Origin of the sequence: Allocoleopsis sp., assembly GCF_036703385.1 — a bacterium.
Lineage (GTDB): Bacteria > Cyanobacteriota > Cyanobacteriia > Cyanobacteriales > Coleofasciculaceae > Allocoleopsis.
This window is the reverse complement of the sequence record NZ_DATNPA010000536.1, coordinates 1-16,517: the sequence shown is the minus strand read 5'-3', so window position 1 is coordinate 16,517 and position 16,517 is coordinate 1. Positions and strand designations below refer to the sequence as shown.

General features: G+C 47.9%; 13 protein-coding genes and 1 pseudogene. 5 read left to right on the top strand and 9 right to left on the bottom strand.

From position 1 onward, the window contains the following. Positions 1 to 294: 294 nt before the first annotated feature. Entirely contained in the window at positions 295 to 951 is a 657-nt protein-coding gene (locus tag V6C93_RS26050) for an L-threonylcarbamoyladenylate synthase (RefSeq protein WP_333479579.1), read from the bottom strand. 106 nt (positions 952 to 1,057) lie between these two features. Between V6C93_RS26050 and larC the strand changes: the two genes are divergently transcribed. Together larC and V6C93_RS26040 are read left to right on the top strand one after the other, a co-directional pair. Further along, a complete protein-coding gene (larC, locus tag V6C93_RS26045; RefSeq protein WP_333479578.1) occupies positions 1,058 to 2,686 on the top strand; it encodes a nickel pincer cofactor biosynthesis protein LarC in 1,629 nt (542 codons plus the stop codon). Positions 2,687 to 2,741: 55 nt separating this feature from the next. Then, on the top strand, positions 2,742 to 3,830 hold the full coding sequence (locus V6C93_RS26040; protein WP_333479577.1) for a glycoside hydrolase family 3 protein: 1,089 nt from the start codon (positions 2,742 to 2,744) through the stop codon (positions 3,828 to 3,830). A 292-nt stretch (positions 3,831 to 4,122) separates the two neighbouring features. On the opposite strand, the gene V6C93_RS26035 is transcribed toward V6C93_RS26040, so the two are convergent. The 5 genes from V6C93_RS26035 to V6C93_RS26015 all read right to left on the bottom strand — a co-directional run bounded on the left by V6C93_RS26035 (position 4,123) and on the right by V6C93_RS26015 (position 9,551). Then, a complete protein-coding gene (locus tag V6C93_RS26035; protein WP_333479576.1) occupies positions 4,123 to 4,980 on the bottom strand; it encodes a prohibitin family protein in 858 nt (285 codons plus the stop codon). Positions 4,981 to 5,118: 138 nt separating this feature from the next. After that, positions 5,119 to 6,168, bottom strand: a complete 1,050-nt coding sequence (locus V6C93_RS26030; protein WP_333479575.1) for an isopenicillin N synthase family dioxygenase — start codon at positions 6,166 to 6,168, stop codon at positions 5,119 to 5,121. Positions 6,169 to 6,742: 574 nt separating this feature from the next. Then, complete coding sequence (locus tag V6C93_RS26025; protein ID WP_333479574.1) at positions 6,743 to 7,597, bottom strand: Uma2 family endonuclease; 855 nt, start codon at positions 7,595 to 7,597, stop codon at positions 6,743 to 6,745. 23 nt (positions 7,598 to 7,620) lie between these two features. Beyond that, the gene (locus V6C93_RS26020) at positions 7,621 to 9,258 is read right to left on the bottom strand and encodes a radical SAM protein (protein WP_349262845.1); all 1,638 of its coding nucleotides are present in this window, start codon (positions 9,256 to 9,258) and stop codon (positions 7,621 to 7,623) included. Between the two features lie 32 nt (positions 9,259 to 9,290). Beyond that, positions 9,291 to 9,551 carry a SemiSWEET transporter gene (locus V6C93_RS26015; RefSeq protein WP_333479572.1) on the bottom strand — a complete coding sequence of 87 codons (261 nt, stop codon included), beginning with the start codon at positions 9,549 to 9,551 and terminating at the stop codon, positions 9,291 to 9,293. Positions 9,552 to 9,967: 416 nt separating this feature from the next. Between V6C93_RS26015 and V6C93_RS26010 the strand changes: the two genes are divergently transcribed. Then, positions 9,968 to 12,676, top strand: a complete 2,709-nt coding sequence (locus V6C93_RS26010; RefSeq protein ID WP_333479571.1) for a penicillin-binding protein 1A — start codon at positions 9,968 to 9,970, stop codon at positions 12,674 to 12,676. Between the two features lie 186 nt (positions 12,677 to 12,862). After that, positions 12,863 to 13,066, top strand: coding sequence for a photosystem II assembly protein Psb35 (psb35, locus tag V6C93_RS26005; RefSeq protein WP_333479570.1), 204 nt, complete (start codon positions 12,863 to 12,865; stop codon positions 13,064 to 13,066). Between the two features lie 527 nt (positions 13,067 to 13,593). Here the strand turns inward: psb35 and V6C93_RS26000 are convergent. From V6C93_RS26000 to V6C93_RS25990, 3 genes are all read right to left on the bottom strand, one after another. Beyond that, on the bottom strand, positions 13,594 to 14,154 hold the full coding sequence (locus V6C93_RS26000) for a cyclic nucleotide-binding domain-containing protein (protein ID WP_333479569.1): 561 nt from the start codon (positions 14,152 to 14,154) through the stop codon (positions 13,594 to 13,596). 761 nt (positions 14,155 to 14,915) lie between these two features. Beyond that, complete coding sequence (locus tag V6C93_RS25995) at positions 14,916 to 15,737, bottom strand: NERD domain-containing protein (protein WP_333479568.1); 822 nt, start codon at positions 15,735 to 15,737, stop codon at positions 14,916 to 14,918. After that, entirely contained in the window at positions 15,712 to 15,843 is a 132-nt protein-coding gene (locus V6C93_RS25990; protein ID WP_333479567.1) for a hypothetical protein, read from the bottom strand. The genes V6C93_RS25995 and V6C93_RS25990 overlap by 26 nt, the downstream gene beginning before the upstream one ends. Here V6C93_RS25990 and V6C93_RS25985 point away from each other — a divergent pair. Next, positions 15,827 to 16,517: pseudogene (locus V6C93_RS25985) on the top strand (lipid-A-disaccharide synthase); the annotation flags it as partial. The gene V6C93_RS25990 and the pseudogene V6C93_RS25985 sit on opposite strands and share 17 nt — an antisense overlap.

The following is a 16,517-nucleotide window of genomic DNA, read 5'->3' as shown; positions in this document are numbered from 1 at the left end:
AATTTCTTCGTGTTCGTAATCCCCTGACTCCCTCTTGTAGCCGATGTTTCGACTAACGGGACGCTGGCGTTGAAGCAAGATGCTGCTTACTCTTTTTGTACACTCAGACAGACCAATTTTGGATTTTGGATAGAAGAGAGTACCGCTTTCAACCGTGGACGGGACTTAAAGATTGACCCGTTTGCTAGTTCGTGCCAGTTCTGACCAGAACAACCGAAGCGCTTGAAACAGCACCCGTTTCTTCCAATCCAAAATCCAAAATCTAAAATCGCCAGTTAAATGCCTGTACACCCTTCATGAGCTAACCAGCGATGCCCAAACCGTTGCCGCTTCCCATCCCAGACCTTTCCGCAAGATTACGGGCTCCTGTTCAGTCATATCTACGATAGTAGATACTTGAAAGCCTGGTTTTTTGCCATCGTCTACGATGATATCCACTAAACTATCGAACTCGTCGAATAATCTTGCCTGTTCCAGATCAACCGCTGGGGTTTTGCCATTCTCATCCGGTAGATGCGCCGATGTGGAAATAATGGGATTTCCCAACGCCAAGAGCAGCGATTGGCATACTGGATGGTCGGGGACACGGATGCCGCTAGTTCTGCGTTTGGGATTCATTACCAATCGGGGCACTAACTTCGTTGCAGGTAGCACAAAGGTATAAGGCCCTGGAATCAGACTTTTCATAATCCGGTAAGCTGAGTCACTCACCCAGGCATATTGAGCAATATTCGACAGAGAGGAACACAGAAACGTCAGGGGCTTATCATTAGATAATTGCTTCAGACGCCTCACACGTTCTACAGCTGACTTGACATTCAGGTCGCAACCAATTGCATAAACGGTGTCAGTGGGGTACAGCATCACGGCACCATTTTGCAGAGCCTCCTTAATTTCCTCTATTCGTCGTATTTGGGGATTTTCCGGATGGACAGTATAGATAGTAGCCATTAAAAATTTGTTCTCTCAATTGTCAAATCATAAAAGTTACAAGACATGAATAAAAGTTACGATTCATGAATAAACAGGGAATCCACGACTCTATAAGCAAAACTCTATGAGCAAGCTAGCGTACCTAGATTGTCCGACTGGAATTTCTGGTGATATGTGCCTAGGAGCCATTGTGGCAGCAGGCGTGCCTTTAGAGTATTTAACTGAAAAACTCAAAGGTCTGGGAATTGAGTCGGAGTATCGGTTACGAGTAGAAAGCGTTCACCGCAATGGACAGTTAGCAACAAAAGTACATGTAGATTTGCTAACGCCTGCTGACAATCATCACGACCCTGATGAGGAACACGAGCACCCTCACGAACATGACCACGAACACGAACATGGGCATGATCACGCCTCAAGCCTCATCTCAGACTCAGGGCATCACAAAACTCACACTCACTACGCCTCCAGGCATACCCCAACACGGCACCTGCCAGAAATTGAGCAACTGATCACAGCGGCTGAGTTACCGCCACGAGTCTCACAGTGGAGCCTTGCCGTCTTTCGCAAGTTGGCAGAGGCTGAAGGCGCGGTACATGGCATTGCACCTGAACAAGTTCACTTCCACGAAGTAGGAGCCACTGATGCCATTGTAGACATTGTGGGTACCTGCTTGGGGTTAGATTGGCTAGGAATTGACCAACTCTATTGTTCGGCTCTCCCCACTGGAGGAGGCACAGTCAGAGCCGCTCATGGTTGCTTACCCGTGCCAGTACCAGCGGTGCTGAAGTTGTGGGAATCCGGTCAGGTGCCAGTTTACAGTAATGGTATTGATCGCGAATTGGTAACGCCAACGGGAGCCGCCCTTACCGTTACCCTCGCCAGTGGCTTTGGTTCCCCACCTCCAATGACCATCCAACGAGTTGGTCTTGGTGCGGGTTCCCTCCAGTTACCGATTCCCAATATTCTGCGACTGTGGATTGGGGAATCATCACAAGAGTTGAAGGTTGGAAAGTTGAAGGTTGAAGGTTCCAATCAACAGATAAACATTGGAAAGTTGAAGGTTGAAGGTTTAACCCAATCCAACCTTCAACCTTCTAACCTGCAACCTTCAACCCAACCCAACCTTCAACCTTCAACCCAACCCAACCTTCAACCTTCTAACCTGCAACCTTCAACCCAAACAAACCTGCAACCTTCTAACCTTCAACCTTCAACCCCAACAAACCTACCCTTCGGGAACGCCTTCGGCGAACAACCTTCTAACTTAGAATCAATCTCGGTGTTGGAAACTCAAATTGATGACCTAAGCCCTCAAGCCATTGGTTATCTCTTTGAAACTCTATTTGAGGCAGGTGCTGTGGATGTTTTCACTCAAGCTATTGGCATGAAGAAATCCCGACCTGGAATTTTGCTGACGGTCATCTGCCATCCTCAAGATATCGAGGCTTGTGAGGCGGTTTTATTCCGCGAAACCACGACATTGGGAGTCCGACGCCTGACCCAGCAACGAGCAATTTTGCCTAGAGAAATCCAGAAAGTTCAGACTGAATATGGAGAGATTCGTGTGAAAGTTGCTTGGAGTAATGGCTTTTCTCAAAAGAGGATTACCAACGTGCAACCTGAATATGAAGACTGTGCACGGGTCGCCCGATTAAATCATTGCTCATGGCGAGAGATACATCAGTTAGCCCTTCAAACCTGGTATCGCCAGTACGGGGAGCAAATGCAGCCTCAGAAAGTTTACCAATAAGGTTTTATACTCTCTTAGCCGTTCTCCATTCCATAGAAATTATTCTTCAAGCTTTATGCCCGTATCCCAAGAACTTCAGCGCTTTGGACATCACCTTATTCTTGGCCTGTCTGGTACTACCTTAAGTGATGACGATAAGCGTGTACTTAGTGAGTTAAAACCGGTTGGGGTGATATTTTATGGGAAGAATTTTCAAGTTGGGGCACCCTATGAAGTTTGGTTGCAAAGTTTCAAGGAACTGAGTACCCAGATAAGAGAATACACCGATCGCAACTCCATGTTCATGACCTTAGATCATGAGGGAGGTTCTGTGATTCGCGCACCTCTGCCAATAACCCGATTCCCTCATGCCTTCCTGTTGGGAGAATTAGCTCGTAAGGTAGCACAGGCAACCGCCTTAGAACTCAAATCACTAGGAATTAATGTATCTTGGTCTCCTGTAGCCGATATTTTTTCCAATCCTCTCAACCCCATCATTGGACCTCGTGCCTTTGGCATAACAGAGCAAACGGCTGCACAAGGTGCCCTTGACTACTATCTCGGACTCAAGGAATCAGGAATTCTGGGGTGTGCCAAGCATTTCCCTGGACATGGAGACACGAGCAAGGACTCTCACATCGAGTTGCCGATTCTCAATTTAAGTTTAGAAGAACTGCGATCGCGCGAACTCATCCCCTTCAAAGCACTCATCGACGAGCAGATTCCGTTAATTATGACGGCACACATCCTGTTTCCCAAAATCGATCCGGATGTGCCAGCAACGCTCTCACAACGCATTTTACACACCCTACTACGGGAGGAGCTTGGCTTTGAGGGGGTAGTGGTATCGGATGACCTGGATATGAAGGCTGTATCAGATCGGTTTACGCAAAGTGGTACTGTAGCACAGACATTTAAGGCTGGCTGCGATCTGTTCATTGTATCCCGCAACCTGCCTTCCTCATCCATTGAACATACCTATGCGATCGCGCAAGATTTTGCCAATTCTCTGAGCAATGGTAGCTTTAATGAATCTGTAGTCGAAGCCGCTCAAGCGCGTATTGAGAAACTTCTCAATGTAACGCCTCAGTATTCAGTTCATGCTCTTGACCAAGATACTCTACTACAACACGCTGAACTTGCGATCGCTTGCTCTTTCCAGTAGGCTGTGTTGTCTGAAGCTGGTAATATCAAGTCTGCGAAGAAAACCACACTGTGCGAGAGGTTTGTAGGGGAGTATGTCAGAGAGAGCAAGTGAACGCCCGCACTGCGTGCCGCTAGGCTAACATCCCCCAGCCCCTTCTCCCAAAGGGAGAAGGGGAGCAAGATTCAAAGTCCCTCTCCCGTGGGAGAGGGATTTAGGGTGAGGGCGGACAAAGGTGACATGCTCGCTGTTCGTAGTGACAACTTTAGTCCTCTGAAACTGGGCGTACAAGCGCTCACTACAAACATGCTTTCTACTGATGAGTAGGTTCCTCTTGAATATTACCTACATTGAACAGGAATGGGACACTGCTCTTAGAGTCGCTACCCATAACCAGAACTTTTGGCATCTGAGCACCCCCCTGCCTCCAAGCTTCAATCGCTTCTTTCTGAAGGACGAGTTGGCCTCCTTGCGCTCTCAAGGTTTCAGCTAACAATCTCTGGGCTTCCGCTCTACCTTTGGCGCGATTGATGTCCGCCTGTGCTTCTTGTTCAGCTTCCTGAGCTACATAGACAGCTCTTTGCGCTCGTTGCTCAGCGATTTGTTTTTCTTCAACTGCCTTGGAGAACTCTGGGGAGAACGCGAGGTCAACAACGCTTGTATCCAGTATGATGATTCCGTACTTGTCTAAGCGTTCACCTAAAGCCATATCAAAGTCTCGCTTTAGTTCATCCCGTTTGGTAATCGCTTCTTCAACGGTTCTTCTCGCCGCTGCGATTTTGAAAGATTCCTGAGTCTGGGGTGCAATAATTTTCGACACGATATTCTGTAACGTTCCTTGTTTCCTTCTCACCTCAACCACCTGGGTTGGATCGAGGCGGAAGTTGATGGCAAAGCTAGCGGATAAATCCTGAAGGTCTTTAGTTGAACTTTGCGCCGGAACTTCAAACTTTTGCACCGTCACGTCATAGATATCTACGGCTGAAATCAGGGGAGGTTTGAAGTGAACCCCTTCGAGTAATGCTCCATCTCTAGCTTTCCCCAAGATGCTCAAGACTCCAGCTTGTCCAGGGTTGATGATGACAAACGAACTAAAGCTGAGGAGAATCAGGGCTGCGGCTACAATCCCCCCTAATAAAACTTGCCAATTCTGTGAATTCTGATACTTCAAGTCTTACTCTCCTTGTAAAAAGCCATTGAGGGCTATTCTCAGCCTATCAATGTCGAAGCCGACTTGACATATCTCGCACCCGTGAAAGTTATTCCGGAAGAGCTTCACTGTTTGTGAACAATGTCTACATCTGACGCTTTACAGCACCGCTTGGCGCAATTGTGGGAATACTTTTGACACCTTGCTCAACACGTAATCGCCATAGGTGCCGCGAAACTCGTGTACGCTTGCCCGATCCCAACGTTCGCTCTTGTCGTCATGAATCCCCTTTACCCAATCCAGTTCGATCGCTCGCACTTGTGCCTTGAAGTTGGGATCGAAGAAGAAGGGAAATGACAGGCGATCGCTCTGCGACAAGTTTCTCACACGATGGGGGGTGGAACGGTACCAGCCTCCTGTCAGGCGATCTAACATATCCCCGATGTTACACACAAACGAACCGGGAACTGGAGGTGCATCAATCCAGCCTAAGTTCGACTTTACTTGCAATCCCCCAGAATCGTCCTGCTTGAGGATGGTGAGAAGTCCGTAGTCGGTGTGTTCGCCAACACCCCATTGTTGCTCACCATTGTTTGGAACAGAAGTACAGGGATAGTTGAAAATCCGGAATAGGATTAACGGGTGAGCTGTGTAGCGATCGCAAAAGTAAGACTCCTCTAATCCGAGGCTAAGGGCAATCCCAGTCATGAGCGCGTGTCCCAGTTGGGTCATCGCTGCCAAGTAATGCAGCACTGTTTCGCGAAATTCTGGAATGTTGGGCGGAAACAAGTTTGAACCGTGCATCGGAACACCTGCCTGTACTAATGGGTGTTTCTCGTTCAACTCCGCGCCGAAGTAAATCCCCTCTTTCAAGTCAGGCTTGCCAGAAGTTAGTTCGCCCCCAACCGGGAAGTACCCCCGCCAAGCTCTACCACCCCGCTCCATACCAATCTCCAGCTTGGTTTCCAGATTTTGAGCAAAGAACTGTCGGCTGAGTTGTTCCAACCGCTGCTGCAATCTTTCATCTACGCCATGCCCAACGATATAGAAGAATCCAGTCTTGCGGCACGCTTGGCCAATTTGTGCGGCAACCGCATCGCGATCCTGCCGCGTTGTGATAGGAGAATCGCCTGTTTCTGCAACCAGCGAGCGGATGTCGATGATGGGAATATGGGAAAACCTGTCATTCGTTGGCTGCGAAGTATTCATTGTGCAATCATCCTCCGTTTCCACGATCAATTCGTCTGGCTATGCCGTTCACGCCAATGGCTTGTGCTGAAGGTTGTTGGCCTCTTACAAACAGCGGTGTATGTTGCCACAGTGAATATTTATACCTTAGCTAAGAGTTTTTTACACCAACCTAGAAACGCAAGACTACCTTCATGAAACCATAAAATACGGTATTCCGCTTGATTTATAGGTGTATATATAAATTTTAACTGAACGCCACTAGGGCGTGTCTTCAAACCCGGAGATCCCCCTAAATCCCCCTTAAAAAGGGGGACTTTGAGTTGATTCTCCCCCCTTTTTAAGGGGGGCTGGGGGGGATCTTCTTCGCAAGACACAGGTAAATTTAGAGTTTGAAAACACGCCATAGGGGTAGTTTACTAGCAAAATTTATCTGAAATAAGCAACGGATGCTAATCTGCGTCTTTTTACATTGCCACGCCTAAACGGAAGTTGCCTTGAAAGGGCAACTTCCGCCTAAAGAGAAAATATGAGGGGAATAGAGGAGCATTTTTCTTTGTAGCTAAAAGTACAATCAGGACAGAGCGATCGCACGCTATCCTCTTGTCTGCACCTCCCTGACTACCTCCACAGACAAACTCAATGCTTCTGCCACCTGCCCCACACTTAAACCCATTGCTAATAATCGGGGTATTGCATCTGTTTGCGCCTGCTGTACACTCTGAGCGCGTTGTCGCTCTTGTTCAGCTCGTTGTCGCTCTTGTTCAGCGCGTTCATCACCAATCAGCAAGAGATTACCATGCTCATCCCACCACCTTAGCCACAGTTGGGTCTGATTTTGATAGCTTCCTTGCCACACCCCCAATTCCACACCCAAGCGAGGAATCGGATATCGCCCTCGTCCATTAGGCATTAACTGCTGATAAAGTCCATCCACCAGCCTGTAGACCTCTAGCTTGCCAGTGTTGATTTCGTAAATACCGTAATAGGGAATCGCGATGATACGCTCATACACCCAAAACTTTCCTGGCTTGGTTACCTCCCCTGAAGTGGAACGAGATAAAGGAGTTTGGTCGCGTTCTTCGTCGCCATTGCCACTAGCAAACTCCAACGCAATCAAAGGTGAAATAAATTCCCGCCATAGTACATAGGAACGACGAATCTGACCATCGAGTTTGGGTGGCACATTAGGCACATAAAACCAATCGGGAGCCTCTGCGCCTTTTTCAGGCGGGTCAGTCTCTCGCCAATAGATGCCGCAATCTTGCCCAATGGCATATTGTCCATCGGGATGTAGCTGCTGAAAAATTGGTCCAATCGAGTCGGTCAGAATCAGGCTTTGAGGATGCTCCTGGAAGTTTTTCACAAAAGTTCCATCCGACTCCGGTAGTTGAGTGTGGTCAGGGAACGGAGGAGGTAGTAGCGCATTAGGGTTGATACTCTGAGTCATGACAATTCAAAGGTGAAATTTTATCATCGAAGGGTAACAGCCTGAGGTGGTGCGAAGTTAGATGTGGCGGTGTCCAGATGCTTGAGTAAGGTGGCTTGGGGAAGTGACCCTTGCAAATGACTCCAAGGCAACACTTGGTCAGTTGACCAATCAGCATGGACGTAGAAATCCAGTTCTGGCAGTTGTCCTTTCAGTTCTTTGAAGGCACGGCGATAACTGCCGAGAGAATCACCGTAGTGCCGTGTTAATTCTAAAAGAGGAGATAAACGGCGATCGCCTCTTGATATCAAGGCTTGAATCACTGACCAGTTATAGCTTTCCGGTCGAAAATCTATCCCTTGCGGTTTCAGGTGTTTCTGCAAGAACTTCAGCCGCTTTTCGGCCTGAGCATTCACCCCAAACCACTGAAACGGGGTATGCGCTTTGGGCACGAAGGTACTACAACCGAATGTCAAACGTAAGCCCGGTGCTGCTTTCTTCATATCTTTCATCATCGCCACCGTCTGCTCAACGTCTGACATCTCCTCACCCGGAATACCCACCATCCCGTAGAGTTTGAGACTCTTTAAGCCTCCAGCTTTGGCATTAATCGCGGCCTGAATAATCTCTTCATTGTTCAGCTTCTTATTAATAATCTGCCGCAACCGTTCTGAACCGCTTTCCACCGCGATGGTAATGGAATTAGTCCCTCGTTGGCAGAGAGTCTCTGCTAGCTTGGGCGTTACCGTATTTGTCCGTACCGAGGCAATACTTAGCCGCACATCCTCATACTGAGGCTGACTCAAGAAATCCAGTAATTTTTCAAACTCTGGATGCTGGGTTACCGATGCCCCCAACAAGCCAATTCGGTTCGTTACCTCTAACCCCCGCCCAATTCCAGGGATGAGCGAATCTGCCAAACTAGCCGTCCGAAACGGTAATGTTAGATAACTCGCCAAACAGAAGCGGCACATTTCTGGACAACTGCGTACCACTTCCACCATATAAATGTTTTCCCAAGCCGCTTTTTCCGTGACGACGGTTGAGGCAGATAGGGTATTACCCCGGTAAGTCTGCTTGTGTACCTGAGGCGGAATTTGGGCATCTACTGGATGAATTGACTCAATTGCGCCCGTCAAGTGGTGGTACGTTACCTCGTACAAGCTGGGAACATATACCCCCGGCACCTGGGCTAGACGCCGCAGTTGAGTATCTCGGTCAGCGGTGCGGACTTCTTTGTAAGCGTCTACAAAATCACCCAGCAGGATTTCCCCATCTCCTAGCAAAATTAGATCAAAGAAGTCGGCAAAGGGTTCTGGGTTGGCTGTCAGCACTGGACCACCCCCAAAGACGAGGGGATGGCGATCGCTACGATCAACAGACTTGAGGGGAATCTCTAAAAATTCGAGTAAATTCAAGATATTGACATAATCCAATTCCCATGATATAGAATAGCCCAATAATTCTGGCTGTCTCGGTAACGGTTCATGAATATCTGTGAACAAGCGGCTCACTTGTAGGTCAGAGCGCGAGGCGAGTGTTGCCCACACGACCTGATACCCCAGGCTAGTAATACCCACGCTGTATTCATTGGGAAAGGCAAAGATTGTGGGGATGGCACCCACTTCAGGAGTAGCGGGTGTAAACAGGAGGCGTTCGGATGCAAATACAGCAGAGGTCACAGGCGTTGTGCGATCGCTCGCAAAATAAGGTTTCACCTATATCTAATTTTAAGAATTAAAATCATTAGGGCTAAAACCAGGGTTACTACGTTGCACACGATAATTGGCATAGCTCCTATAGCTAGTCCATATACGATCCATAGGAAAACGCCGAGGCAGAAGGTAGCCATCATGACGAAAGAAACATCTTTAGCTGACTTGGATTTCCAGGTTTTGAGGAGTTGCGGCAAAAATGCGATCGTTGTCAGTGTTCCGGCGATTAACCCCAAAAGGTTGGTCAATTCTGTGCCCATTTATATAACTTCTCTTTCGCTGTTTAGAATAATATGATGGTATTTTTGAGATTATTCCGATAGCGTGCGACATTCATGTATCATCAAAATCCCAATATTTTGGGGACGCCTGCCAGGAAAGAGCTTTTACCGGAGGAATAATCCTATGTACCCAGATAAATCTCCGCCTGCTTGTCTGCTGTAAATGCTAGTAGAAAACATCGCTCAGCGACCCAAATGGGTCGGAGGTTAAGGACGAAAAACCAGGGTTACCCAAGCTTTTGCAAAGCCTCGCTCCATAATTGGACAGAGGCTTCGGGAGCAGTGGGATCTAACATTACATCAAAAAGAAATTTGCTGCTTAGTGCAGATCTTGATCCCAAGCCCTAAAATAAGCAAGAAGTTGTGGCGGCTTGTGGTGTAACTGAGGAGTTAAAGTGTCAAAGTTCATCCCAAAGCATAAAGACTTATCAAGTCAGAGCAATTCAGCGGCGTCAACGGAACCCGAATCGGAGTCGGCGTCACCTGATGATCAGCGACAAGATAAGCTAGAAAAACCAGAATCGAAGCCTATGCTGTTGAGGCGCTGCCAACAGGGAGTTATGCTCACGCTTAACGGTATCAAGCGTGTTTCGACTCCTGTAGTAGGGTCGTTCACTGGACCATTGAAGCTACATCGTCGCCCCTGGTTTTGGTTAGGATTGGGTGTTGGAGGGGGTGCGATCGCACTGGGTGTCGGTTGGCTGACCCTAGAAAAGAGTATTCCCAACTCTACGGCTGATGTCTTGACCTATGTCCGAGAAGGCACGATTACAATCAAATCTGAAAAAGGTGAGATTCTCCAGCAAATTGGGCCAGCCACGCGTGAAACCATAAAGATTGGAGAAGTCCCCAAAACCTTGACTCAAGCGTTTTTGGCGACAGAAGACCAGCGCTTTGAACAACATCACGGAGTCGATTACCAGGGAATTGTCCGCGCCGTACTCTCTAACCTCCAAGCGGGGGATGTTGTACAAGGCGGTAGCACCATCACTCAGCAGCTTGCTCGGATTGTCTACTTCAATCAAGAGCGCACGGTGACGCGCAAGCTCAAAGAAATGCTGATGGCGCAAAAAATTGAGAAGTCGATTGATAAAAATACCATCCTGGAGCGGTATTTAAACTTAGTCTACTTGGGGTCAGGTGCTTATGGAGTTGAGGATGCGGCTTGGGTCTACTTTAGCAAACCGGTAAAAGATTTGACGCTGCCAGAAATGGCAATGCTTGCTGGATTGCCTGCTGCACCGAATGACTACTCACCCTTGGTCAACGCAAAACTCGCCAAAGAGCGCCGTGATGCTGTCCTGGTGAAGATGCGAGAGAATGGGTTCATCACAAAGGCGCAAGCCGATGAGGCGATCGCAACGCCCCTGGTGACAAAACCGAGCAACCCCAAGCGACTAGAGCGAAAAGCCAAGTACTTTACCGACTATGTTCAGCAGGAACTCCCCAAGTATGTTTCCCCAGGCAATTTAGCGCAGAAGGGGTTGACCATTGAAACCACATTAAACGTGGACTGGCAAAACGCGGCTGAAGAAGCTGTCAAAAAGACAGTTGAACGGGAGGGACGCTGGGAGGAGTTTAAGCAAGCGGCTTTAGTTGCAATTGACCCGCGCACGGGACAGATTAAAGCAATGGTAGGCGGCGGGGGTAAAGATTTTTATAACGAACAATATAACCGCGTCACTCAGGCTAAGCGTCAGCCCGGTTCTACCTTCAAAACCTTTGTTTATGCCACAGCTGTCGCCGCTGGGATCTCTCCCAATCGTGGCTACCTGGATGCTCCTTATACCGTCGATGGCTATACCCCAAAAAACTATGGTGATAAATTCCGGGGTTGGGTTAATATCCGAGATGCGCTAACCCACTCGATCAATGTGGTTGCCTTGAAGACATTAATTGATGTCGGATGGGAGCCCACAATTGAAGTGGCTAAAAAAATGGGGATTGAGTCAACACTCCACCCGACCTACTCCCTAGCTTTAGGTGCTTCTGAGGTGAATCTACTAGAGCTCACCAGTGCCTATGGTACTCTAGCAACCCAAGGGATTCACACAAAATCTCACGCCATTCACCGCATTCTCGATCAGCACGGTAAGGTGATTTACGAGGAGAAATTTCAGGGTGAGCGGGCGATCGACCAAGAAACCTCTGCGATCATGACTTGGATGCTGCGAGGAGTCGTCAACGATGGGACAGGCCGTTCGGCTCAGCTCGATGATCGCCCTGTGGCTGGCAAGACAGGCACCTCTGACGAGGCTCGTGACCTCTGGTTTATTGGCTACATTCCCCAAATGGTAGCAGGGGTCTGGCTCGGTAATGATGACAACAAACCCACCTCTGGAGCGAGTAGCACAGCCGCCTATACCTGGCATGAGTTCATGGAAAAGGTGGTCAAGAAGATGGAGGTTGAGAAATTTCCTGACCGTCCAACACAAATAGAAGGCCGCAAGCCTACTATTAAAGCTCAGCCGATTCGACCAAAACGGACTTTAACCAAAGCAATTCCTGATTCCGATTCGGATAGCAGTTCGGAAAGTAATTCAGACAACACCTCTGAACGTACCTCTAGAAGGCGCTATAGAACAGACTCAAGTTCTAGCGATAATTCTCGCTCTGCTTCCTCTGAGGATACCTCTTCAGACAACAGTTCTTCGAGGCGACAGCGACGGCGGCGCAGATCTGAGGATAGTCAATCGGAATCTCGAAGCGGCAGTGATAGTCAATCGGAACCTAGAAGGCGTTCCCGTCGCCGCCGTACCTCTGTCGAAGACACGAGTTCCAGTAACTCAAGTTCCAGCGATACAGGTTCTAGGCGCTCAAGTTCCAGACGCTCAAGTTCCAGACGCTCAGAGTCCAGTTCCACAGATTCCAGCAACTCGACTCCCAGACAGTCATCCTCAAGAAGGCGGCGAGCTTCCCGGAGGAGTGAGGAATCCAGCTCATCAGACGCGCCAGTGTCCAGAAGGCAAGGCAGGTATGAATCTGCACCAGCAGAACCTCCAGCCCCTCCGGCTTCTCGAAAAGCATCAGAACCCTCACGGGAGACAGCTCCTGCTGCGCCAGCACCTCCCCCAGAGCCCCCAGCTCCCGCTGCTGAGCAATAAGCTGATTTTTGAGAGGCAACGGCTAAAGCCGGGAAGGTTTCTTGATTATCCTAAGGAGAGTTGAATTAGCCTACCGCTGTTCTACTCTCCCCCTATTTTTCGTTCAGGTAGATCTCACTCAGGAATGAGAGAAGCTTCTTCAGGTTTTGGTAGGATAACCGAAATACCATAAGGAGTTTACAAACTATGCATTTATTAATGGGAGTAGGAGTAGAGGCTGCGCCTCATTTTCCAGTTTCTTTTACTCTTGTGTACGTTGTGGGTTTTATTGCGGCTGTAAGCATTGGCTCCATTGCCTGGTACAACTCTAAGCGCCCTCCAGGTTGGGAAGGCAAAGATCGTCCTGATATTGTACCGAAGGTAGAAAAGAAAGATAGTCCTGGCCTATAAAAACCAAATTTGTAGTCAGTCAGGTTTAAGACAAGCCGATTAATTAATTCCTGCCTCTTTTACTGCTCGGAGGCAGTATTTTTAACAATTAACCTTTCCAGTGGTGTGGAATCCGTCCTTGAAGCAATAGTAGCTATCTATCGTTCAGGTCTACACCCCTATTTTTATTGACATAAAAATATAAATGTGGTATGCAAGCATTAGCTAATCCACAACTTTGAGCTGAATATCGCAGCAAAGATCAACTTGGTGTCAGCGATGACATCAATAGTAGTGTGGTAACTTCAATAGCTCAAGAGAAACTCATTCACAAGTCATAAGCTGGCAGTGCTTAATATAAGTTTTTACAGCTTACCGCTGTGAAGTGGTATTGGGAACTGCACAGATTACCCACGCTTTGAAAAACCGCAACTAGGCGCAAGTGTGATGAGCGGCGCTAGTTTAGGAGTCAGGTTACTGTCCTATTCACAGCCCTAGAGAGGGAAGATTGAGGGATTGAAAACTCGAAGCTTTTTTAGCTTTTTGATTCATTCTGGCAGAGCGGCGTAATCAGTATTTCTCAATCGCCGGAGCAGCCAATCAAATCGAGCTTTGGCGAGAGGAACGTTATCGAGCATTTCAGGAGACAGGTCATCTGAGGTGTTATCTTCTTGCGCTAACTGACCTTTTGCATAACCTAGGTATCTGACCGTGCCCCGCAGTCGGGTGGATAAGAAAATCGCGAGCGCTCGATAAAAACGCGACGCAAACCCTTCATCTTCTCTCAGTTTTGCCAATAAATGCGCTCTGGGAATCGATAAAATCAAGGAGTTTTCTACCGCCTGAACGGTAGCCGAAGGCGGACGGGCATCCGCGAAAGACATCTCACCTACAACCGCGCCACTGGTTAAGCGAGCGATCGTCTTGCCTTCTAAGGCCGCGACAGATACAGACAAGGTTCCTTCTAGGAGAATGAGGAGTGTATCGATAGATCGGCCTTCTTGGATGAGGACTGTCCCCGCAGGAACTTCCTCTCGGCGACCCGTTGAGACCATCCAATCGATGTCCTCGTCAACTAGTTCACCCAGTAAAAAAAATACTTTTTTCATAACTTTGGTTCTGTTTCTAGTTGTGGTAGGCAGGAGAAGTGTGACAACTTCCTGACACACCCTGAATACACTGTTCCCTTATCTTAGATTTGAAGTCTTTAGATAACCATTATGGTTTAGTACGAGTCTTCAGGTTGCCAAAAACCAGAAAAATTTTTAACATTTGTTAATGTTACAGCCTAGTGCTGACTTAAGTTTAGGGATCATAAGGATACCTTTTTTATACCCAACGCCCTATTTCAGAGGTTAGAAGTTAGAGGTGAAAGGCGGCTTCACAAATCAAGGATACTCTGAGATACTGTGGGCGAATTCATGGGGAGTTTCATCCTTCACTTCTAGGGCGAAGTCTTTGCCCTATGAAAGTGACGATAAGCTCAACTTTTCGAGCAAATGCAGTGCCTAACCGCTCCGCTAGTGTCAATCTGACCTTCGCGCTAACAAGCCAGCTACGCTAATGTAACTTGCTACGGCTATGCGATCGCCTACGGCACTAGTGAAGCGGAGCGCTGCGCAGACAGCTAACGCCCATAGGCTCGATTTAGGCGGGGGGTTTGACCCCTCATTAATTGACCAACAGTATCATAAATTGGAGGGATTGAGAAGCAGACAAGAGAGTCAGGAGAGCGCTTTGCCTTCTCTCGACAAATTTTTTCTTGGGTATGAGACGCTCTAATAAATCCTTAGACTGAGATATCCTTAGGCAGTTCCTTAACCTGACAGCTATCTGCCTGGGTGTTTTTCTTCCAGTTCCAGTTATTGCGCTAGTCTTTGGCTAGCCTTACAAGCTTCCTTACCAAAGAATCCTGCTTGACAACATATACGTCTCGTGCTTTGTTATTAACCGTCTCGATGCTTAATGTCGCTTCCGAGAAACAGAGGATAGGTGTGACGGAGCGTAATCGCTTCATTTGTTTAACAGCCAAGGCTTGGTCTATACATAGCTGAAGTAAGTCTTGGTCAAAGTCGGAAACTTGACTCCAATTGCGGCGCTTCAATATACCCTCATCGAAAAACACTTCGCCCTGATAAGACTGAACATTAACAATAAAAGAATTTTTATTAGGGGATTGCAAAAACACATCCACATTCCCTAGGTTAGGAATCGGCAGATTACAGGTAATTTTCCATCCCTGTTGCTGCAAATCTCTGAAGCTGGTTGTGGCAGGCGCTGCTGCTGGAGTACTCTTGGGGATTGGAGGCGGAGACTTTTGTGTTTTTGTGTCTTGACGTGCTAGAGTGGGCAATTTCTTTTTTTTAGGGTTCTGAGGCGCTGGATTAGATGATTTGTCGGATTTATTACTCTTTGCGACTGAATTCGACGAAAACCAGAGTTTGAAGCCCTGTATAACAAAAGGTACCGAACAAACTACAGCCGCCACCATGACTAAGTTGGCCTCTTTTTGGAAGAGAGGCGCAAGCCAGATGCCAATCAAAATTGTAAAAGCCGCTTGTGCAAACTTTGTTAAAGCCTCACTCCTACGCTCTTGTGCGGCTAATTGGGCTAAGTCAGGCTCTGGGGATGGGGTAATAAAAGCCAGCACTCTTTGTTTAAGTTGTTTAAACTGACGCTTTACGTTTAACATCTGTTTGCTGCAACGTTTCCATACCGCTTCCTCTAGTATGGCTTTTAGAAATAATGACAAGTAGAGCGATCGCACGGAACGATAACACAATGCAAGCGGCAGACATTTTAATTCTCTCCAATGGCCCAGGAGAGGTTACAACCTGGGTGCGTCCTGTAGTGCAAGCGTTGCGGCAACAGTTAGGAGATGACCGATCGCTCTTCCGCATCTCGGTAGTCCTGTCGCCTTGTCCCAATGGTACGGGTAAAGAAGCTGCGATCGCACAATCTTATCCTGAAGTAGACCGAGTTCAGGGTGCAGAACATTTCTTTCCCTTCTTGCTGTGGGGAAAGACACCAGAAAACTGGGACTGGCGTGACAAAGGTGTGGTTGTCTTCTTGGGTGGCGACCAATTTTTCCCTGTTGTCATTGGCAAGCGCTTGGGTTATCGCACGGTTGTTTATGCCGAGTGGGATGCACGTTGGCTGAGTTGGATTGATCGCTTTGGTGTGATGACCCCACAGATTATCAGCAAAACTCCCCAAAAATATGCTGATAAGCTTTCTGTTGTAGGAGATTTAATGGCAGATGTAGGGTTGCAGGTTAACCGGTTACAGGTTGAAAGTTCAGACTGGCTTGCCAACCTGGAACCTTCAACCGTTCAACCTTCAAACCTTCAACCCCCAACTGAACTCATCGGATTGCTACCTGGGTCAAAACCAGCCAAACTCATGCAGGGTGTACCCTTGAGTTTAGCGATCGCGCAACACATCCACGAAAGGAGACCTCAAACTCGCTTTG

Excerpts from the sequence above, each read along its gene's own strand:
- V6C93_RS26050 (WP_333479579.1), bottom strand. The coding sequence starts at position 951 with ATGGCTACTATCTATACTGTCCATCCGGAAAATCCCCAAATACGACGA.
- larC (WP_333479578.1), top strand. The coding sequence starts at position 1,058 with ATGAGCAAGCTAGCGTACCTAGATTGTCCGACTGGAATTTCTGGTGAT.
- V6C93_RS26040 (WP_333479577.1), top strand. The coding sequence starts at position 2,742 with ATGCCCGTATCCCAAGAACTTCAGCGCTTTGGACATCACCTTATTCTT.
- V6C93_RS26030 (WP_333479575.1), bottom strand. The coding sequence starts at position 6,168 with ATGAATACTTCGCAGCCAACGAATGACAGGTTTTCCCATATTCCCATC.
- V6C93_RS26025 (WP_333479574.1), bottom strand. The coding sequence starts at position 7,597 with ATGACTCAGAGTATCAACCCTAATGCGCTACTACCTCCTCCGTTCCCT.
- V6C93_RS26015 (WP_333479572.1), bottom strand. The coding sequence starts at position 9,551 with ATGGGCACAGAATTGACCAACCTTTTGGGGTTAATCGCCGGAACACTG.
- psb35 (WP_333479570.1), top strand. The coding sequence starts at position 12,863 with ATGCATTTATTAATGGGAGTAGGAGTAGAGGCTGCGCCTCATTTTCCA.
- V6C93_RS26000 (WP_333479569.1), bottom strand. The coding sequence starts at position 14,154 with ATGAAAAAAGTATTTTTTTTACTGGGTGAACTAGTTGACGAGGACATC.
- V6C93_RS25995 (WP_333479568.1), bottom strand. The coding sequence starts at position 15,737 with ATGTTAAACGTAAAGCGTCAGTTTAAACAACTTAAACAAAGAGTGCTG.
- V6C93_RS25990 (WP_333479567.1), bottom strand. The coding sequence starts at position 15,843 with ATGTCTGCCGCTTGCATTGTGTTATCGTTCCGTGCGATCGCTCTACTT.